Origin of the sequence: Micromonospora endophytica (genome assembly GCF_003236305.1) — a bacterium.
Taxonomy (GTDB): Bacteria; Actinomycetota; Actinomycetes; order Mycobacteriales; family Micromonosporaceae; genus Micromonospora; species Micromonospora endophytica.
Map to the genome: position 1 here is coordinate 1 of NZ_POTX01000109.1, position 18,897 is coordinate 18,897.

General features: G+C 72.1%; 17 protein-coding genes and 2 pseudogenes. 3 read left to right on the forward strand and 16 right to left on the reverse strand.

The window, feature by feature from the left end; genetic code table 11:
• From C1I93_RS16805 to pepN, 9 genes and pseudogenes are all read right to left on the reverse strand, one after another.
• A pseudogene (locus C1I93_RS16805) lies at window positions 1–356 on the reverse strand (hypothetical protein); the annotation flags it as partial.
• A 166-nt stretch (window positions 357–522) separates the two neighbouring features.
• Window positions 523–1,290, reverse strand: coding sequence for an SDR family NAD(P)-dependent oxidoreductase (locus tag C1I93_RS16810; RefSeq protein WP_111244241.1), 768 nt, complete (start codon window positions 1,288–1,290; stop codon window positions 523–525).
• A gap of 87 nt (window positions 1,291–1,377) precedes the next feature.
• A complete protein-coding gene (locus C1I93_RS16815; RefSeq protein WP_111244242.1) occupies window positions 1,378–2,226 on the reverse strand; it encodes a DegV family protein in 849 nt (282 codons plus the stop codon).
• A gap of 29 nt (window positions 2,227–2,255) precedes the next feature.
• Window positions 2,256–2,906 (reverse strand): histidine phosphatase family protein, encoded by a 651-nt coding sequence (locus C1I93_RS16820; protein WP_111244243.1) that lies wholly within the window; start codon window positions 2,904–2,906, stop codon window positions 2,256–2,258.
• Window positions 2,903–3,307 (reverse strand): ribosome silencing factor, encoded by a 405-nt coding sequence (rsfS, locus tag C1I93_RS16825; RefSeq protein WP_111244244.1) that lies wholly within the window; start codon window positions 3,305–3,307, stop codon window positions 2,903–2,905. The genes C1I93_RS16820 and rsfS overlap by 4 nt, the downstream gene beginning before the upstream one ends.
• 98 nt (window positions 3,308–3,405) lie before the next feature.
• Window positions 3,406–4,002 carry a nicotinate-nucleotide adenylyltransferase gene (nadD, locus tag C1I93_RS16830; RefSeq protein ID WP_111244245.1) on the reverse strand — a complete coding sequence of 199 codons (597 nt, stop codon included), beginning with the start codon at window positions 4,000–4,002 and terminating at the stop codon, window positions 3,406–3,408.
• 53 nt (window positions 4,003–4,055) lie between these two features.
• Complete coding sequence (locus tag C1I93_RS16835) at window positions 4,056–4,883, reverse strand: hypothetical protein (protein WP_111244246.1); 828 nt, start codon at window positions 4,881–4,883, stop codon at window positions 4,056–4,058.
• Complete coding sequence (locus tag C1I93_RS16840) at window positions 4,880–5,398, reverse strand: SigE family RNA polymerase sigma factor (RefSeq protein ID WP_111244247.1); 519 nt, start codon at window positions 5,396–5,398, stop codon at window positions 4,880–4,882. Before C1I93_RS16840 ends, C1I93_RS16835 begins: the two co-directional genes overlap by 4 nt.
• A gap of 49 nt (window positions 5,399–5,447) precedes the next feature.
• Window positions 5,448–7,958 (reverse strand): aminopeptidase N, encoded by a 2,511-nt coding sequence (gene pepN / locus C1I93_RS16845; RefSeq protein ID WP_111244248.1) that lies wholly within the window; start codon window positions 7,956–7,958, stop codon window positions 5,448–5,450.
• Window positions 7,959–8,026: 68 nt separating this feature from the next.
• Here pepN and C1I93_RS16850 point away from each other — a divergent pair, with 68 nt between their 5' ends.
• On the forward strand, window positions 8,027–8,245 hold the full coding sequence (locus C1I93_RS16850) for a DUF397 domain-containing protein (RefSeq protein ID WP_111244256.1): 219 nt from the start codon (window positions 8,027–8,029) through the stop codon (window positions 8,243–8,245).
• Window positions 8,246–8,276: 31 nt separating this feature from the next.
• On the opposite strand, the gene C1I93_RS16855 is transcribed toward C1I93_RS16850, so the two are convergent.
• Entirely contained in the window at window positions 8,277–8,663 is a 387-nt protein-coding gene (locus tag C1I93_RS16855) for a hypothetical protein (protein WP_111244249.1), read from the reverse strand.
• A 229-nt stretch (window positions 8,664–8,892) separates the two neighbouring features.
• Between C1I93_RS16855 and C1I93_RS16860 the strand changes: the two genes are divergently transcribed.
• Complete coding sequence (locus tag C1I93_RS16860) at window positions 8,893–9,357, forward strand: DUF4383 domain-containing protein (protein ID WP_111244250.1); 465 nt, start codon at window positions 8,893–8,895, stop codon at window positions 9,355–9,357.
• A gap of 68 nt (window positions 9,358–9,425) precedes the next feature.
• Here the strand turns inward: C1I93_RS16860 and obgE are convergent, their stop codons facing one another.
• The 6 genes from obgE to C1I93_RS16890 all read right to left on the reverse strand — a co-directional run bounded on the left by obgE (window position 9,426) and on the right by C1I93_RS16890 (window position 18,087).
• Complete coding sequence (gene obgE / locus C1I93_RS16865; RefSeq protein WP_111244251.1) at window positions 9,426–10,874, reverse strand: GTPase ObgE; 1,449 nt, start codon at window positions 10,872–10,874, stop codon at window positions 9,426–9,428.
• A gap of 91 nt (window positions 10,875–10,965) precedes the next feature.
• Window positions 10,966–11,220, reverse strand: coding sequence for a 50S ribosomal protein L27 (gene rpmA, locus C1I93_RS16870; RefSeq protein WP_111244252.1), 255 nt, complete (start codon window positions 11,218–11,220; stop codon window positions 10,966–10,968).
• A gap of 11 nt (window positions 11,221–11,231) precedes the next feature.
• On the reverse strand, window positions 11,232–11,546 hold the full coding sequence (gene rplU / locus C1I93_RS16875) for a 50S ribosomal protein L21 (RefSeq protein ID WP_013735422.1): 315 nt from the start codon (window positions 11,544–11,546) through the stop codon (window positions 11,232–11,234).
• A gap of 404 nt (window positions 11,547–11,950) precedes the next feature.
• Window positions 11,951–15,160 (reverse strand): Rne/Rng family ribonuclease, encoded by a 3,210-nt coding sequence (locus tag C1I93_RS16880; RefSeq protein ID WP_111244253.1) that lies wholly within the window; start codon window positions 15,158–15,160, stop codon window positions 11,951–11,953.
• A gap of 131 nt (window positions 15,161–15,291) precedes the next feature.
• Window positions 15,292–16,011, reverse strand: coding sequence for a TIGR03936 family radical SAM-associated protein (locus C1I93_RS16885; RefSeq protein ID WP_111244254.1), 720 nt, complete (start codon window positions 16,009–16,011; stop codon window positions 15,292–15,294).
• Between the two features lie 90 nt (window positions 16,012–16,101).
• The gene (locus C1I93_RS16890) at window positions 16,102–18,087 is read right to left on the reverse strand and encodes a TIGR03960 family B12-binding radical SAM protein (protein WP_111244255.1); all 1,986 of its coding nucleotides are present in this window, start codon (window positions 18,085–18,087) and stop codon (window positions 16,102–16,104) included.
• 196 nt (window positions 18,088–18,283) lie between these two features.
• Between C1I93_RS16890 and C1I93_RS16895 the strand changes: the two are divergent.
• Window positions 18,284–18,897, forward strand: a pseudogene (locus C1I93_RS16895) (hypothetical protein); the annotation flags it as partial.

The following is an 18,897-nucleotide window of genomic DNA, read 5'->3' on the forward strand; positions in this document are numbered from 1 at the left end:
AGCCTGGACACCGGCACCGCCTCCGGCTCGACCGCCACGCCGCCCCCGCCCGCTTCGGCCTCCACCAGCGGTGTGCCGACGGCCTGGCCCGGCTCGATCCGCCCCGGTCGCGAACCAGCGACCAGACCCGGCGGGCCCTCCGCCAGTCGCGCACCGGCGGCCAGGTCCGGCGGGTCCGTCGCCGGTCGCGGGTCGCCGTCGGTGCGGATCGGCAGGAGCACGGTCGGCCAGTCCATCAGGGACGGCCGTGCCGGATCGGCTGCCGGCGGTGGCGGCACGTCGGCGTGATCCGGCCGGGCACCGGCCATCAGCCGTCGGAGTCGCTCCCGGACCACCGTCTCCTCGTCGTTGGACACGGCGCGAGGCTAGGTCGGCGGGGACGTCCCTTGCTCGCCCACGATGCCCGCGCTGTGGACAACCGGTGGACTGTGGACAACGCCCTGATCATGCCCGTCTTGTGCTATGGCCCGGCGCTGTCGCGGTCGCCGCGAGCAGGGCCGGACACCCGCCGGTGGCGGATCCTCAGCGGGACTCCGGGTCGAGGCCGAGCGCCGCGCGACCGCCGTCCACCGGCAGGGTGACGCCGTTGATGAAGCTCGCCGCCGGGGAGAGCAGGTACGCCACCGCCTCGGCCACGTCGTGCGGCTGACCGATCCGACCCACCGGATGCAGCCGGGCCAGTTCCGCATCGATCCGCCGTACGTCGTCGGGTTCCTGCGCGGCGAGGAACGCCTCGTGCCGCTCGGTCGCCACCGAACCGAGCGCGACCGTGTTGGCCCGGATGCCGTGTCTGCCGTACTCGACGGCCAGCGCCCGGGTGAGTCCCTCGATGGCGGCTTTGGCCGTGGCGTACGGCAGGCAACCGGGCACCGGGCGGCTGGCCTGGTGGGACGAGACGTTCACCACGGCGCCGGCGACCCCGGCGGCGAGGAAGCGGCGGACCGCGATGGCGGCGCCGACCACGGCCGGACGCAGGTTGCGCGTGATCAGATCGACCACCTCAGCCACCGGGGCGTCGTGCACGGAGGCGTCCCGGAACACCGCGGCGTTGTTGACCCAGCCGGTCAGCGGGCTACTCCGTTCCGCCAGGTCGGCGGCGCGGGCGGCGACGCTCTCGTCGGAGGCGTCACCGACCACCGCTACCACCCGACCGGATTCGGGGTGCGGCCCCACCCAGGACACCGCCTCCGGATCACGCTCGATCACCACCACGCTGTGGCCGCCGGCCAGCAGCCGTTCCACGATTCCCCTGCCGACGCCGCGTCCACCTCCGGTCACCACACAGGACATCCGCCCGCACCTCTCCCGAGTCACGACCCGAACCGCACCACCCATCGTCACCCCGAACCACGTCGAGCGCAGGGCCGGGACCAACCGTCAGGAACGGCGGTGGATGACGACGCAGGCCAGGCCGGGGCCGGCATGCGCGGCGACGGCCGCGCCGGCCTCGGAGACGTACGTCTCGTGCAGCCGGTCACCGAGCCGGGTGGTGAGCGCGGCGAGCAGTTGCTCGGCCCGGTGCGGTGCGGCCAGGTGGTGCACCGCAAGGTCCACCGGCGCGTCGCCGGCCGCCTCGACGGCCAGCTCGACCAGGCGCGCCACACCCCGGCTGGCGGTGCGCACCTTGTCCCGCAGCACGATGCCGCCGTTCGGCATGTGCAGGATCGGCTTGACCGAGAGCGCGGTGCCGAGCAGCGCCTCGGCCGCGTTGATCCGGCCACCCCGGCGCAGGAACTCCAGCGTGTCGACGTAGAAGAAGATCGTGGTGCGGCCGACGGTGTCGACGGCGGCGGCACGTACGCCGGCCAGGTCCGCGCCCTCGGCGGCGGCCCGGGCGGCCGCGAGGGCCGGGAAGCCCAGGCCCATGCCGCAGGAGCGGCTGTCCACCACCCGCACCCGGTCCCCGAACTGGGCGGCGGCCAACTCGGCGGCCTCGACGGTGCCGGACAGGCCGGCCGACAGGTGCACCGAGACCACCCCGTCGGCACCGGCGTCCAGCAGTTCGCGGTACGGTCGGACGAACTGCTCCGGCGACGGGCGGGAGGTGCTCACCGCGACCCGGCGGGCGCTCAACGCACGGATGGCATCAGACGGGAGGATCTCCACACCTTCCAGCCCCTCGACGCCGTTGAGCACCACGGTCAGCGGCACCACGGTGAGCCGGTACGCCGGCACCAACTCGGGTGGGAGGTAGGCGCTGGAGTCGGTCACGACCGCGACGGGCATGTTCGGCACGTTAGCCGATGGCCTCCGGGTCAGCCCTTTTCGGCCAATCCTGCAGCGGCCTCTGGGGTGCCGTCGGTCGGGATCGGCCCCACGTTGTGGGCGCGCAGGTGCCAGCCGCGGACGGCGTCGTGGCGCAGCTCCGTCCAGTGGCAGTTGCGCAGCGAGCCGACGGTACGTAGCACGCCGTGGTCCCAGCCGAGCAGGTTGCCGCAGCCCTGCCGGGCGGCGCCGCCGTGGGTGGCGACCACGATCGTGCCGCCGGTCGCCTCGTCGGCGGCCTCCAGCAGGGCAGTGCCCATCCGCTTGCCCAGCTCGTCGAGGGGCTCGATGCCCGCGCCCGGGTCGGGGTCACCGGCCCGCCAGCGGGCGTACTCCGCGGGGAACCGCTCGGCGACCTCGGTGAGCAGCAGCCCTTGCCAGCTGCCGAAGTACCGTTCCCGCAGCCGGGCGTCGGAACGGACCGGCAGGCCGGTCAGCGCGGCCAGCGCGGCAGCGGTGTCCGCCGCGCGGCTCAGGTCGCTGGCGACGATGGCGTCCGGCCGCAGCGCGGCGAGCAGCGGCGCCGCGGTACGCGCCTGCTCCCGGCCGAGGTCGTTGAGCGGTGCGTCGGACTGCCCCTGCACCCTGCTGGCGGCGTTCCAGTCGGTGTTGCCGTGCCGCCAGATGATCAGGCGAGTCACTCGCCCGATCCGGCCGCGGCCTCGGCGCGCGCCAGGTCCCGGTCGACGAACGGAATGGTCGGGCAGTCCTTCCAGAGCCGGTCGAGCGCGTAGAACTCGCGCTCCTCGGTGTGCTGGACGTGCACCACGATGTCGACGTAGTCGAGCAGCACCCAACGGCCACCGCGCTCGCCCTCACGCCGGACCGGCTTCGCCTTCTCCGGCAGGTCCAGCAGGGCCTCCTCGATGGCGTCGACGATGGCCAGCACCTGGCGCTCGTTCGGGGCCGCGGCGAGCAGGAACGCGTCGGTGATGGCGAGTTGGTCGCCCACGTCGATGATGACGATGTCCTGAGCCTTCTTGTCAGCTGCCGCCTGCGCGGCCGTGATCGCCAGCTCGTGAGCGCGTTCGGAAACTGTCACCGTTCTCCTTCGATCAACGTGCGATGGTTCCAGCCTCTCACACGCGCCGGTTTTCCAACCTGCCCGTTTTCGCCGCAAACCGGGATGAAAAGGGCCAATTACCCCTGGTAGAGCCGCCTTTTCGCGATGTACTGCACCACACCGTCAGGCACCAAATACCACACCGGCGCGCCCCGGGCGACCCGCGCCCGGCAGTCGGTGGACGAGATCGCCATCGCCGGCACCTGCACCAGGCTCACCGTGTCGGCCGGCAGATGCGCGTCGGTGAGCGCGAAGCCGGGCCGGGTCACCCCGATGAAGTGGGCCAGCTCGAAGATCTCGTTGAGGTTCTTCCAGCTGAGGATCTTCTCCAGGGCGTCCGCGCCGGTGATGAAGAACAGCTGGACTTTCGGGCCGTGCATCTGGTGCAGGTCGCGCAGCGTGTCGACGGTGTACGTCGGACCGCCCCGATCGATGTCCACCCGGCTGACCTGGAACTGCGGGTTGGAGGCGGTGGCGATCACCGTCATCAGGTAGCGGTCCTCGGCCGGGCTGACCGGCACGTCCGCCTTCTGCCAGGGCTGGCCCGTCGGCACGAAGATCACTTCGTCCAACCCGAACCGGTCCGCCACCTCGCTCGCCGCCACCAGGTGTCCGTGGTGGATCGGGTCGAACGTGCCACCCATGATCCCGATCCGCCGGATGTCGTCCGCCACCTGATGATCGTAGAACGTCGGCTGGCGGACCGGTCGCCGGAGCCCGCCCCGAGCTAGTCGAGCTGGTCGACCAGTTCCCGGTCCGTCAAGACCGCGCGCAGGCCCTTGAGGTCGAGCGGCAGCGGCTCACCCAGGTTGGGGATCGACTCCATCCACGCCGCCCGCCCATCGGGCCACACCGCAACCCCGTGCAACTCGTCGTAGCTGGTGTGGATCGCGTAGAACAGCGGGGTGCTGGCGGTTCCCTCCGTGCACGCGGCGACCTCGCCGTACCGAAGCCCGTCGGCGCCCTGCCGCGCCGCGATCTTCGCCGACACCGACGCGCAGTCCTGCGGCAACTGGTGGTGCGACTCGTCGGCAAGATTGAGCGTGACATGCCCACCGTCCTCGCGGCGGGGCCCCAGGTTGATGACCGAGTAGGCGTTGGGCACGTCCGGTTCGGCGGGCCGGCACGGGCCGTAACCCGACTGCATGACCCAGTTCTTGCCCGTGGGCAGCCGGCCCATCGCGATACGCACGTACTCGGGCCAGTCGCCGGGCGCGACCTGTTTGATCCCGCCGCCGGTGCTGCCGGGGGCCTCCCGACAGTCGTCGGACGCCGCCGCCCCGGTCGTCGCCGGTGCCGGCGTCGGCGTTGCCGACTGCGGGATCGGCGGTGGTGCGCCGAACTGGACGGCCTCGGGCCCGCCGCCCGGCCGCAGCAGAAACGGCGCGGCGATGGCGCCGGTCGCGACCACCGCAGCCAGCCCGGTCGTCACGGCCCGTACCCGCCGCGCCCGCCGCGCCCGCGTCAGCGCCCCCTCCGCGAGACTCGTGGGTGCGGGCACGTCGGCCAGATCGCGCAGCCCTCGGCCGAGGCGCTCCTCGATGTCGTTAGTCATCTCATCTCCATGCTCAGCGAAAGCTCCGGACAGGAGACACGAAGGCGAGCCAGGGTGCGATGGGTCTGACTGCGCACCGTTCCCACCGAGCAGGACAGGATCGCGGCGACCTCGGCCTCGGGCAGATCCTCGTAGTACCGCAGCACGATGACCGCACGCTGGCGGGGCGTGAGCCGGCGCAGCGCCTCGGCCAGCGCCACCCGTAACGCGGTGTCGCCGGCAGGATCGGCCACCTGATCGGTCGGTTCCGGCGGCTCGGCGTACGCCCGCTCGCGACGGTGACGCAGCCGACGCCAGAAGCTGACCTGCTGGTGGTAGAGCATCTTCCGCACGTAGGCGTCGAGCGAACCGGAGTCCCGCAACGACGTCCACCGGGTGGCGAGCTTCGCCAGCGCCGTCTGAAGCAGGTCTTCGGCGTCCTGCCGGTGCCCGGTGAGCAAGATCGCGGTGCGGAAGAGTGCCCCCTGCCGCGACGCGACGTACTCCCGGAACTCCCGCTCGGCCGGACCGTCCATGCGTTCCCTCCCTCGTGTCACCCATCTACACGCCACGAGGGCCGCGTCGCTATGCCAGGACGATCACCACCGTCCGGGCCACCAGGGCGCGGCGCAGGTCGTCGTCGGCGTCGGTGACCACCCGGCGCAACCCGGGGGTGAGGTCGTCGCGGGCCAGCAGCGCCGCGGCCGCCTCCCGGGTGGGCTGCGCCACGGCGTAGCGGGGGAAGGCCAGCTCGGCCACCTCGTCGGCCACCCAGGGCGTACGCAGCCGCGCGGCGGCCGGCATGTCGGCGAAGTAACGCGCCACGTAGTCGGCGGTCAGCTCCGTCTGCTCGGGCCGCCAGAAGCCTGCGGCGGTGGCCTCGACCAGCCGGTTGGACAGCTCGGTGTTCGACACGACGATCTCCCACGCGGCCCGCTTGGCCGCCGGGTCGGGCAACGCGGCCCGGCACCTGGCGGCGCGCTCCGCACCGGTGGCGCTCGGGTCGGCTGCCGCCTCCGCCGCGATCTCGGGTTCGCCGGCCGCACCCAGCACCACCAGCCGGGACAGGATCGCCCAGCGCAGCTCGACGTCGACCGCCAGGCCTGCCGGCACGTCCCGGCCGGCCAGCCAGCCGGCGAGCAGGTCCGTGTCGGTGGTCGCGGCGATCAGGGCACGTGTCGCGGCCAACTGCAACGACTCCCCCGGCGCGGCACCGTCGAGCAACCGCTGGCAGGACTCGGCGAGCACGGCCAGCGCGGCCTGCCGCGCCGCCGGGTCCAGATAGCGGTCGACAAGCGAACGGCTCAGGGTCAGCACGTCCTCGGCGATGATCACCTCGGTCTCGGTCGGCAGCGCCGCCGCGATCAGCTCCACCAACGCGCCGACCGGCCGCTCGCCGTCGGTCGCCGCGTCCAGCGCCTCACCCCACAACAACGCCCGGGCCAACGGGTCCGTCAGGCGAGGCAGCAGCGACGCCACTGCGTCGGCCGAGGCCGGATCGAGCCGGACCTTGGCGAAGGTCAGGTCACCGTCGTTGGGCAGCAGGACGGCCGCCGCCGGCTCGCCGGCCAGCTCGGCGAGGACGGTACGGCCGTCGTCGGCCGACGGATCCAGGTCGACCTCGATCCGTTCGGCGGTGCCGTCCACGGCGTACCGGCCCACGCCGATGCGGTGCGGGCGCAGCACCGGGTGCGTGTCCGGCGCGGTCTGCGCGACGGCCACCTCGGTGTAGCGGCCCCGGTCGTCCACTGTCACCTCGGCTCGCAGGGTGTTCACCTGCGCGGCACACAGCCAGCGCTCCGCCCAGCCGCTGAGGTCCCGGCCGCTGGCCGCGCAGAGGCTCGCCAGCAGGTCCGCCAGGGTGGCGTTGCCGAAGCGGTGCCGGGCGAAGTGGTCGTTCAGACCGGCCAGGAAGGCGTCGTCGCCGAGCCACGCCACCAGTTGCCGCAGCACGCTGGCGCCCTTGGCGTACGAGATGCCGTCGAAGTTGAGCAGCGCCTCGGCGGCGTCGGCCACCTCTTCCGGGGCGACCGGATGGGTGGAGGGACGCTGGTCCGCGGCGTACCCCCAGGCCTTGCGGCGCAGAGCGAAGGTCGTCCACGCCCCGCCGAACCGGGTCGCCTCGGCGGTGACCCGGGTGCCGAGGTATTCCGCGAACGACTCGTTCAACCAGAGGTCGTCCCACCAGCGCATGGTGACCAGGTCGCCGAACCACATGTGCGCCATCTCGTGAGCGATGGTGGTGGCCCGCAGCTCGCGCTGGCTGTCGGTGACCGCCGACCGGAAGATGTAGTCGTCGCGGAAGGTGACCAGGCCCGGGTTTTCCATGGCACCGGCGTTGAACTCGGGCACGAACGCCTGATCGTATTTGCCGAACGGGTAACGCTCGTCGAACAGCTGGTGGAAGCGGTCCAGGCACTGCTTCGTGACGGTGAAGATCTCCTCGGCGTCGGCGTCGAGGTGCGCGGCGAGCGAACGTCGGCAGTAGACACCGAGCGGGATGCCGTCGTGCTGGTCGCGGCGGACGTGCCAGGGGCCGGCGATCAGGGTGAAGAAGTAGGTCGCGATCGGCAGGGTGGGCGCGAACTCCCAACGCCCCGGACCCGGGTTGGCGGCCAGCTCGGCGTTGGCCGCGACCGTCCAGTGCGGCGGTGCGGTGACCGAGAGGGTGACCGGGGCCTTCAGATCGGGCTGGTCGAAGGCAGCGAAGATCCGTTGCACGTCGTCCAGGAAGGACATCGCGTAGAGATAGGTCTCCCCGTCGGCGGGATCGACGAACCGGTGCATCCCCTCACCGCTGTTCGTGTACGCCATCTCGGCGTCCACAGTCAGCGTGTTCTCCTCGGTCAGCCCGGTCAACGGCAGCCGGTTGTCGGCAAGCGTGGCGGGATCGATCTCGGTGCCGTTGAGTCGTACTGCCAGCAGTTTCGCGGGTTTGACCTCGGCGAAGGTCTCGTTGCTGGTGGCCCGGAAACGAATCGTGACGTGCGAGCGGAACCGCTCACCGTCCCCGGTCAGGTCGAGGTCCACCTGATAGGACATGACGGCGATCGACGCGCCACGCGCGGTCGACTCTGCACGGGTCAGGCTCGGCATCCGCTTATCCTGCCCGATGGGCCGGACAACGGGCCTCCCCAATTCCCCCTGACGTGGAGGACTTCACCATGACAACGCACCCCAAGGGCGACTTCGACCTCTCCCGCGCCGTCTGGCAGCGGGCCGAGGGCGACACCTCCGAGGCGGCGGTGGAGGTCGCGTTCGTCGACGACCTCATCGGCATGCGTAACTCGGCCGAGCCGGACGGACCAGTGCTGGTGTTCACGAAAGCCGAGTGGGACGCCTTCGTCGCGGGCGCCCAGGACGGTGAGTTCGACCTGGACTGAGCCGCCGGCGCGCCTGCGCCGGCGGTGGCCGTCAACCCCGGTCACCGTCGCCCCAGCCCAGGCCGCCGGGTCCGGGTGCGTGATGGAAGCCGGGGTGGTCGGCGACGTCGACACAGCGCTCACCGTCGGGGCCGACCGCGCCGCAGAACAACGGCTGCGCCCGCTGCCAGTTGTCGGCCGCGGAGAAGGCGGACGCGCCCAGCGCCACCTCGGGTCGCAGCGCACTCAGCGCCTCGGCGTACCCGACCGCCAGGTCCCGGGCGACGGCCTCATCAGGAGCGGTGAAGCCCAGGTGCGCGGTGAAGAAGCGATCCGGCCGGGGCGGTCGACGCGGCGGCGCGACCAGCGGCGTCTCCCCGCCGCCGCGCCCCGCCCCGGCCGTCCACCGCCGCCAGTACACCGGCCTGTTGTCCCGCATCCGTCCTCCCCCGTCTCCGGCACCGCCATTCGCAGTGAACCAGGTTCTCCGGCTCCAGGGAGGGGCCAGCCGGGAAACGTTCCGGCCGGCTCCGCCGAGGGGCGGGCGGCCCCTCGGCGGAGCGCGGGCAGGCCGGGTGCGGCACCGCTGTGCATCGCGGTGCTGATTCGCCGTTTCTCTGCGCAACCGCCCCGTCCGGCGGGAAAATTGCGGATCGGAGGTGACATCCATGGCCCATCGGGCAGGGGACGGAAGGGAGCGGCGCACCCGGGTCCAACTCGCCGCCCTGGCGGTGGCAGCGCTCTTCCTGGTCCTCGGCGTGCTCGGCTTCGTGCCGGGGATCACCACCGGCTACGGCGACATGACCTTCGCCGGGCATCACTCGGGGGCGAAGCTCCTCGGCCTGTTCCAGGTCTCAGTCCTGCACAACCTGCTGCATCTCGGTTTCGGCCTGGCCGGTCTGGTGCTGGCCCGCCGGGTGGCCGGCGCACGGTTCTTCCTGGCCGGCGGCGGCGCGCTCTACCTCGTCCTGTGGCTGTACGGATGGGCGATCGAGGACGAGAGCACGGCCAACTTCATCCCGGTCAACGGCGCCGACGACTTCCTGCACCTGGGGCTCGGCTTCGGCATGCTGGCCCTGGGCCTGCTGCTCTCCAACAACGCCGGCACCGGCACGCCGCCGGACAACCCCTGATCGACGCAGCAGATCTCGGCAAGACCGCCCTGGAGGGCGCTGTCGTGCCGAGATCGCTGCTGGGGGCGCTACTCGGCGTCGTCCGCCTCGGGGGTCGGCTCGATCTCGTCGGCGGGGCGCTGCCGGCGGGCCTTGCGGGCCGCCAGCCGCTCGGCCGCGTTGGCCCGGGTCGACTGCTCCTCCAACCGGACGTCGCGCCCCCGCGCACCCGGCACGAACTCGACCCCCGCGAAGAGGGTCGGCTGCCAGTCGAACTCCCGGTCACCGATGCGTACCAGGTCGCCGGGCTGGGCACCGGCCTTGCCCAACTGGTCCTCGACCCCCAGCCGCGCCAGCCGGTCGGCGAGGTAGCCGACGGCCTCGTCGTTGTCGAAGTTCGTCTGGCGTACCCACCGCTCGGGGCGGACACCACGCACGGTGTACGAGCCGTCCGGCTGCGCCTCGATGGTGAACCCGGCATCGTCGACCGCCTTCGGCCGCAGCACGATCCGGGTCGGCTCGGCCGGCGGCGTCGCCGCCCGCGCCTGCTCGACCAGCTCGGCCAGCGCGAAGGTGAACTCCTTGAGCCCCTCCCGGGTCGCCGCCGACACCTCGAAGACCCGCAGGCCACGCGCGGCCAGGTCGGGCCGGACGATCTCGGCGAGGTCACGGCCGTCGGGCACGTCGATCTTGTTCAGCGCGACCAGACGAGGCCGGTCGGCCAGACCGCCGTACGCGGCCAACTCGGCCTCGATGGTGTCGATGTCGGCCAACGGATCCCGACCGGGCTCCAGGGTGGCAGTGTCGATCACGTGGACCAGCACGGCGCAGCGCTCGACATGCCGCAGGAACTCCAGGCCGAGCCCCTTGCCGGTGGCCGCGCCGGGAATCAGGCCGGGCACGTCGGCGACGGTGAAGGTGTGGTTGTCGACCCGGACCACGCCGAGGTTCGGCACCAGCGTGGTGAACGGGTAGTCGGCGATCTTGGGCTTGGCTGCGGAGATCACCGAGATCAGTGACGACTTGCCGGCCGAGGGGAAACCCACCAGACCGACGTCGGCGACACTCTTGAGCTCCAGCACCACGTCCAGTTGCTCACCCGGCTCGCCCAGTTCGGCGAAGCCAGGTGCCTTCCGGCGGGCGTTGGCCAGTGAGGCGTTGCCCCGGCCGCCGCGCCCGCCCCGGGCCACCTCGAAGGTGGTGCCGGCACCGACCATGTCGGCCAGCACGGTGCCGTCCGCGGTCTGCACCACCGTCCCGTCGGGCACCGTGAGCACCAGGTCGGGGCCGTTGGCGCCGTCCCGGTTCGACCCCGCGCCACCCCGGCCGTTCGCGGCCTTGACGTGCGGACGGAAGTGGAAGTCCAGCAACGTGTGCACCTGCGGGTCGACCACCAGGGAGACGCTGCCGCCGTGCCCGCCGTTACCACCGTCGGGGCCACCGAACGGCTTGAACTTCTCCCGGTGGATCGAGACACAGCCGTGCCCGCCGTCGCCGGCCTGCAGGTGCAGGACGACCCGGTCAACGAACGTAGTCACGCCGCAATCCTTCCAGCGGGGAGCGTCCCCGCGCGAGAAAAGGCGAAGCGGGCCGGGACATCAGGTCCACGGCCCGCTTGTCGCTTTCGAGCTACTGCTGCGGCACGATGCTCACGGTCTTGCGACCGCGCTTGGTGCCGAACTGGACCGAACCGGCTGCCAACGCGAACAGCGTGTCGTCGTTACCGCGCCCGACCAGGTCACCCGGGTGGAACTTGGTGCCCCGCTGCCGGATGAGGATCTCGCCCGCGCTGACGACCTGGCCGCCGAAGCGCTTCACGCCGAGCCGCTGAGCCGCGGAGTCACGGCCGTTACGCGAGCTGGACGCACCCTTTTTGTGAGCCATCTTCTGACGACCTACTTCCCGCTGGAGATGCCGGTCACCTTGACCTGGGTCAGCGGCTGGCGGTGACCCTGGCGCTTGTGGTAGCCGGTCTTGTTCTTGAACTTGTGGATCCGGATCTTCGGGCCCTTGGTGTGCGCGGCGATCTCGCCGGACACCTCGACCTGCGCGAGCTTTGCCGCGTCGGTCACCAGGTCGTCACCGTCGACGAGGAGCACCGCGGCGAGCTTCACCGCGTCGCCGGGGGCACCGACGAGCTTCTCGACCTCGATCACGTCGCCCTCGGCGACCTTGTACTGCTTGCCGCCGGTCTTGACGATCGCGTACATCGGAGGCGGACTCCCTGTCGTTGAGGCTGCTGGCGGTAGTCCCCACGGCGGCTCGCCGGGTAGCAGAGGCACGGCGGCGCGGGCACACGGGAACTCGGCACACCAAAGTGCGCCGCAGGCTAGCGTACGCCATCGGAACCCCCGACCCCAAACCGGCCCACAAGGAAGGGTCCCCTTTTAACGCCTGGTGTATAGGAGGGGTCCCCTATTAACACCGACAGGCACCGCCGCACCACCGACAGGCACCGCCGCACCACAAACCGCCGCGGCACCGACAGGAACCGCCGCCTGACCGGCAGGCATCGGCGCGGCTTCGGTGTCAGGGGTGTGGTGCCGGTCGGGCATACGTGTGAGCCCCTCCTGGCGGCTGTCGCCAGGAGGGGCTCGTTACGCATCCGGGCCGGTCAGGGGCGGGTACGGCGGCGCGCGCCGCCCCGACGGGACCGTCGCCGGCCGGAACCACCGTCGGTGGCGTCCTCTTCGTCGCTCTCACCGAGTGCGTCGGGGTCGTCCGGTGCGGCGAGCCGGGCTGACTCACCCTGCTGGCTGTCGGCGATGTCCGACGCGGCCGGCGTCTGGGTCTCGTACCGGGACAGGTCGTAACCCATGGTGTCGTGGTAGTCGGCATCGACGCTGGTGGTGGTGTCGGTCTCGGTGACCTCGACCACGGTCCGCTCGGCCGGGGCGTTCTTGCGCGCCCGTCGCCGCGACGACCCGCTCGCCGGCTCTGCGGCCACCGTGCCGCCGGCTGCGGCGACTGCCTTGACCTTGTCGCCCCCGCCGCCGGAACCCGAGCCCGAGCCCGAGCGAGTCTTCTCCGGCACCGGCTCGGTGTGGATGATCAGCCCGCGGCCCTTGCAGCAGTCGCAGGTCTCGCTGAACGCTTCCAGTAGCCCGGCGCCGATCCGCTTCCGGGTCATCTGCACCAGCCCCAGCGACGTGATCTCGGTGACCTGGTGCTTGGTCCGGTCCCGTCCCAGGCACTCGGTCAACCGGCGCAGCACCAGCTCCCGGTTCGACTCCAGCACCATGTCGATGAAGTCGATCACCACGATGCCGCCGATGTCCCGCAGCCGCAGCTGGCGGACGATCTCCTCGGCCGCCTCCAGGTTGTTGCGGGTGACCGTCTCCTCAAGGTTGCCGCCCGCGCCGGTGTACTTGCCGGTGTTGACGTCGACGACCGTCATCGCCTCGGTCCGGTCGATCACCAGGTGACCACCGGAGGGCAGGAAGACCTTCCGGTCGAGCCCCTTGAGAATCTGCTCGTCGATGCGGTATTCGGCGAAGACGTCGGTGGTGCCCACATGCCGGCGCAGCCGGGTGACCAGGTCCGGCGAGACGTGCGACAGGTACGACTCGACCATGTCGTACGACTCGTCGCCCTCAAGGACCAGCTCGCGGAAGTCCTCGTTGAACAGGTCCCGGACGACCCGGATGACCAGATCCGGCTCCTCGTAGAGCAGCACCGGCGCGCCACCCTCGGTGGCCTTGGCCTGGATGTCCTCCCACTGCGCCTGGAGCCGCTTGACGTCCCGGGCCAGCTCGTCCTCGCTGGCGCCCTCGGCCGCGGTCCGGACGATCACCCCGGCACCCTCCGGCACCAGCTTCTTCAGCGCGTCGCGCAGTCGCTTACGTTCGGTGTCCGGCAGCTTACGGCTGATGCCCGAGGCGTTGCCGCCCGGCACGTAGACCAGGTGCCGGCCGGAGAGCGCGATGTGGCTGGTCAGCCGGGCACCCTTGTGACCGATCGGGTCCTTGGTGACCTGCACCAGCACCGAGTCACCGGACTTGAGCGCCTGCTCGATCGAGCGAGCCCGGCCTTCCAGGCCGGTGGTGTCCCAGTTGACCTCGCCGGCGTACAGGACCGCGTTGCGCCCCCGGCCGATGTCCACGAACGCCGCTTCCATGCTCGGCAGCACGTTCTGCACCTTGCCGAGGTAGACGTTGCCGGCCATGGTGGCGGCGGAGTTACGGGTGACGTAGTGCTCGACAAGCACACCGTCCTCGAGCACCGCGATCTGCGTACGATCTCCGCGTTGGCGTACCGCCATCACCCGGTCGACGGCCTCCCGGCGGGCCAGGAACTCGGATTCGCTGAGGATCGGCGGGCGGGTCCGGCGCTGCTCGCGGCCGTCCCGGCGGCGCTGTCGCTTGGCCTCCAACCGGGTCGAACCGGAGACGCCCTGCACCTCGTCCACGGTCCGGCGCGGTTCCCTGATCTTGACCACGGTGGGCACGCCGTCGTCGGCGGCCCCCTCCGTGTCGCCCGCGCCACGGCGACGCCGGCGCCGACGCCGGCGGGTCACCCCGTCGCCGCCTTCGGCCTCGTCGCCGCTCTCCTCGCTGGTCTCCTCCTCGTCGGCCTCGTCGGCCTCGGCCTCGACCGGCTCCTCGGTCTCGTTCTCCTCGAGGTCGTCGGCACCGCCCTTACCGCGACCCCGACCCCGGCGACCCCGCCGGCGGCGACGCCGGCCGGACAGGCCCTCCTCGTCGTCCTCTTCTTCCTCGGCGTTCTCCTCGGCCAGGGCGTCAGGTTCTTCCTCGACCTCGACCACCGGCGCGGGTTCGGCCTCTCGCCGTCCGCGACGACGCCGCCGCGTTGGCTCGGCCGGTTCCTCGGCGGTCTCCGGCTCGGCTGCGGCCGGCAGTTCGGCGGCAGCCGCAGCGGCAGCGGCGGCGGCGCGGGCGGTGACTTCCTCGGGGGCCATGAACAACACGGTCGGTGCGGTGAGCGCCGCGCGCCGGCGGCGGGACCGGGGCTCCGGTGCCGGCTCGGCGGCCGTCTCCCGGGCGGGCGGAGCGACCGCCGCGTCCGGCCCCGGCTCGACGGCCGCGCCATCGGACGAGGTGGCCGTCTCGTCGCCGGACGAGGTGGCCGTCTCACCGCCGGACGGAGTGGCTGGCGCGCCCTCGGGCGCAGCCGCGCCCCGGGACGAGGTGGTCGCGCCGCCGGGTGCGGCCGCCGCGGTGCCCGGTGCCGGCTCCGCGGCGGGCTCGGCTCCGGTGGGCGGCGCGGCGGCTTCCGGCGGCGGCGCGGCGGCGCCGAAATCGGTGCCGGCCGCGGGCTCGCTCGGGGACGGCTCGGCCGCCGTCGGGGTCTCGGCGACCGGTTCGGCCACCGCGGGGACGGCCTTCTTGCGACGGGTACGGGTGACCTTGACCGGCGGTACGACGTCACTACCGGCCGCCGCCACCTCGGCCGCGTCCAGCGGCTCCACGGCCGCCTTCTGAGTGGTGGCCTTGCGGCGTCGCCGTGGGGCCGGTGGTGCGGCATCGAGGTCGGCCGCGACCGGGGCGAAGACCTCGGCCTGGGGGGCTTCCCCGCTGCCCACGATCGACGTGCTGGGTGCCTCCACCGGGACGTCGGTCGGCTCCGGCTTGCTGACCGGAGTGACCCGCCGTCGCGAGGCACGGCGTCTCGTGGGTGGCTCGCCGGCGGCTGCGGCACCCAGGTCGGCGGCACCGCTCACGGCGTCGGTGACCTCCCCCAGCGCGGGGGTGTCCGGCGCGGCGCCGGTCGCCCCACTCGCCACACCGGCGGTGCTGTTCTCGGCGGTGTCGTCGGCCGGGTTCGCTCCGGTCCGTTCGCCGCCCTCGGGCTCGTTCTCGAGCATGGACGTTCTCCAGTTCTGGCTTCCCCGGGCGCGGGTGAGCGCTGCCACGCAGGGTCGCCGCAAAAGGTGTTTCCCCGGGCGCACGGCGTGCGCGACCGGCGAAGTCTGCCTGTCTGGGTGCCGACCGTCGGTCAGCGCCCGCCGATGGCTGCCCCGTCGCGGTCCGCGTCCAGCGGATCCACGATCGCGCCCTGCGCGGTCAGCGTGCCCTGAGCCAGCCGGATCACCTTCGGGGCCACCGGCGGCTCCAGGCCGGCCACCACGCGGAGGCCGGAAAGGACGTCATCGGGCCGTACGGACGGGGTGACCTGCCGCACGACCAGTTCGAGTATCGCACACGGTACGGCAGCCGCTCCGGAAGGCGTCGCCGATGAGCTGTCCACATCGATGGCGATGACGGCGCCGCGCGAGTCGAAGGTCCGTCGCCCCTGCTTGGTCATGCGCTCGACCAGCACCTCCTCCGCTTCGGTGAAGGCGGCGACCGCCTTCACCGCGATGGCCGGGTCCACCTCCGGCAGCTCGATCCGCCAACGGGACGCCTCGATCCGGTCGGCCAGGCTGCCGCCGCTGGCCACCACCGCGTCGAGCACGTCGAGGCCGGGTGAGAGCGCGACGTCCAGCGCCGCCCGCAACTGCGCCGGGTCGACCACCTCACGCAGGCCGACCTCCAGATACTCCGCCTCGCTCGCCACTCCGGTCGGCGCCGCGCTGGCGTACGAGATCTTGGGGTGTGGGGTGAAGCCCTGCGAGAAGGCCACCGGCACGCCGGCACGGCGCAGCGCCCGCTCGAACGCCCGGGCGAAGTCCCGGTGTGAGGTGAACCGCAGCGGACCACGCTTGGCGTACCGGATCCGGACGCGCTGGACGACCGGTGCCTGGCCCCCTTCGGGCTGTGGTTTCTTACTGATCTTCGTGCTCCTCGCTGGCGGACCCGACCACTGTCACTGCTGGGCGCCGGTGGGCAGCTTCAGACCGTTGACCGGAGTCAACGGGAGCAGCTTCCGGCCGGTCGGGCCGATCTGGATTTCGGTGTCCATGGCCGGGCAGACGCCGCAGTCGAAACAGGGCGTCCACCGGCAGTCGTCCTGCTCGTACTCGCTGAGCGCGTCCTGCCAGTCCTGCCAGAGCCAGTCCTTGTCCAGGCCCGAGTCGAGGTGGTCCCAGGGCAGGACCTCCAACCCGTCGCGCTCCCGGGTGGTGTACCAGTCGAGGTCGACCCCGTAGCCGGGCAGCACCTCGGCGGCGGCGTCCACCCAGCGCTGGTACGAGAAGTGCTCGCTCCAGCCGTCGAACCGGCCGCCGTTCTCCCAGACCCGGCGGATGACCGCACCGACCCGGCGGTCACCCCGGGACAGCAGGCCCTCGATCAGTGACGGCTCGCCGTCGTGGTAGCGGAAGCCGATCGCCCGGCCCAGCGAGCGGTCCGCGTTGATCGCCTGTTTGAGCAGCTTGAGTCGGCCGTCGATGACCTCCGGCCGTTCCATCGACGCCCACTGGAACGGGGTGTGCGGCTTGGGCACGAACCCGCCGATGGAGACGGTGCAGCGGATGTCCTTGGAGCCGGTGGCGGCCCGCCCAGCCTTGATCACCTCGTGCGCCATGTCGGCGATCTCGAGGACGTCCTCGTCCGTCTCGGTGGGCAGGCCGCACATGAAGTACAACTTCACCTGCCGCCAGCCGTTGGTGTACGCGGTGACCACGGTACGGATGAGGTCTTCCTTCGACACCATCTTGTTGATCACCTTGCGGATCCGCTCCGACCCGCCCTCCGGGGCGAAGGTCAGGCCGGTCCGGCGGCCGTTGCGGGACAGCTCCTGGGCCAGGTCGATGTTGAACGCGTCCACCCGGGTCGACGGCAGCGAGAGCGACACGTTGGTGCCGGCGTACTGCTCGGCCAGGCCGGAGCACATGTCGCCGATCTCGGAGTGGTCGGCCGACGACAGCGACAGCAGGCCCACCTCGTGGAAGCCGGAGAACTCCAGCCCCTCCTTCACCATCTGACCGACGGTGGTGATGGACCGCTCCCGCACCGGGCGGGTGATCATGCCGGCCTGGCAGAACCGGCAGCCCCGGGTGCAGCCCCGGAAGATTTCCACCGCGTACCGTTCGTGCACCGTCTCGGCGAGCGGCACCAGCGGCTTCTTCGGGTACGGCCAGGCGTCCAGGTCCATCGTCGTGCGCTTGTGCACCCGGAACGGCACGTCCGCCCGGTTCGGCACGACCCGCTGGATCCGACCGTCGGGCAGGTAGTCCACGTCGTAGAAGCGCGGCACATAGACGCTCTCGGTGCGGGCCAGCCGCAGCAGCAGCTCGTCGCGGCCCCCCGGGCAGCCCTCGGCCTTCCACTCCCGGACGATCGCGGTGATCTCCAGCACCGCCTCCTCGCCGTCGCCGAGCACCGCGGCGTCGACGAAGTCGGCGATCGGCTCCGGATTGAACGCGGCGTGCCCGCCCGCCACGATCACCGGGTCGGCCTCGGTGCGATCGGCCGCGAGCAGCGGGATGCCGGCCAGGTCGATCGCGTTCAGCAGGTTGGTGTAGCCCAGCTCGGTGGCGAACGACACGCCGAACAGGTCGAAGTCCCGCACCGGGCGGTGCGCGTCGACGGTGAACTGCGGCACGCCGTGGGCGCGCATCAGCTTCTCCAGGTCCGGCCAGACCGCGTACGTCCGCTCGGCGAGCGTGTCGGGCAGCTCGTTGAGCACCTCGTAGAGGATCTGCACGCCCTGGTTGGGCAGGCCGACCTCGTACGCGTCCGGGTACATCAGCGCCCAGCGCACAGTCGCCGGTTCCCAGTCCTTGACCACCGCGCCCAACTCGCCACCGACGTACTGGATGGGCTTGGTGACCTGGGGCAGCAACGGCTCGAGCCGGGGCCACACGGAGTTTTCCGCGACCGGACGCGGTGTGGTGGACGGGACGCTCATGATGCCCAAGGGTACGCGCCCGCCCACCGGCCACCGCGCCGTACCTGGCCGGGGGTGGCCATTCACCGACGCCGGCTCCTCCGCACCCGGCGGCATCCACCTGGGCCGCTTCCTCCCACCTGGTCGGGACGGCCGGATTCGGTCCGGTGGCGGACCGGTACTAACCTCGCAGACGGCGCGAGAGGAGATTGCCGCGATGCCGGAGCCGCAGCCGGGAGCAGACCGGCCGGTCGACGGGAACCTTCCAGACCCACATCCGGAAGGGGAGCCGGCGGTCACCCAGGAGCAGAGATCTGGCTCCACACCGCCCGCCGACCACACCCTCAGGGAGCAGCCGGACGGCCCCGCGAACCAGGGGCCAGGTACGGACAGCCCAGAGCAGGTCACCGAGAGGGACACCCCGGCGGCGACCGAGCCGGGTGCCGCGGAGCCGGTGGCCGGGACGGACACGCCGGCACCGGCGGCCGGGTCGGGCCCACAGGGCACCCGGGTGCTTCCGCCGGACCCGACGGCGGCCGAGCCGCCGGCACCCCGCTGGAGCGGCTCGGCCCCGGTCCCGCCGGCGACGCCACGCCGCCGCGCCTGGGGCGAGTCCGCGGAGCCGACCCCGCCTCCGCCCGCGCCGCCGCACGAGCCGGAACACCAGACTCCGGTGGACCCGTGGGCGGGGGTGGACACCAGCGGCTGGGAGGTGCCGTCGGCCGACTTTCCCGCCCTGCCGCCGACGCTGTCCTATCCGAACCCGCCACCGACCCGGCCGTACTCCGGGCCGCCGGCCTCGCCGGCCGCCCCGATGGCACCGGCCACCCC

Bases quoted from the DNA above. Each gene is read 5' to 3' on its own strand.
- C1I93_RS16860 (WP_111244250.1), top strand. From the start codon at position 8,893: ATGGCCCATCGGGCAGGGGACGGAAGGGAGCGGCGCACCCGGGTCCAA.
- C1I93_RS16835 (WP_111244246.1), bottom strand. From the start codon at position 4,883: ATGACTAACGACATCGAGGAGCGCCTCGGCCGAGGGCTGCGCGATCTG.
- C1I93_RS16890 (WP_111244255.1), bottom strand. From the start codon at position 18,087: ATGAGCGTCCCGTCCACCACACCGCGTCCGGTCGCGGAAAACTCCGTG.
- pepN (WP_111244248.1), bottom strand. From the start codon at position 7,958: ATGCCGAGCCTGACCCGTGCAGAGTCGACCGCGCGTGGCGCGTCGATC.
- C1I93_RS16815 (WP_111244242.1), bottom strand. From the start codon at position 2,226: ATGCCCGTCGCGGTCGTGACCGACTCCAGCGCCTACCTCCCACCCGAG.
- C1I93_RS16880 (WP_111244253.1), bottom strand. From the start codon at position 15,160: ATGCTCGAGAACGAGCCCGAGGGCGGCGAACGGACCGGAGCGAACCCG.
- C1I93_RS16810 (WP_111244241.1), bottom strand. From the start codon at position 1,290: ATGTCCTGTGTGGTGACCGGAGGTGGACGCGGCGTCGGCAGGGGAATC.
- C1I93_RS16850 (WP_111244256.1), top strand. From the start codon at position 8,027: ATGACAACGCACCCCAAGGGCGACTTCGACCTCTCCCGCGCCGTCTGG.
- rplU (WP_013735422.1), bottom strand. From the start codon at position 11,546: ATGTACGCGATCGTCAAGACCGGCGGCAAGCAGTACAAGGTCGCCGAG.
- rpmA (WP_111244252.1), bottom strand. From the start codon at position 11,220: ATGGCTCACAAAAAGGGTGCGTCCAGCTCGCGTAACGGCCGTGACTCC.
- C1I93_RS16840 (WP_111244247.1), bottom strand. From the start codon at position 5,398: ATGGACGGTCCGGCCGAGCGGGAGTTCCGGGAGTACGTCGCGTCGCGG.
- C1I93_RS16855 (WP_111244249.1), bottom strand. From the start codon at position 8,663: ATGCGGGACAACAGGCCGGTGTACTGGCGGCGGTGGACGGCCGGGGCG.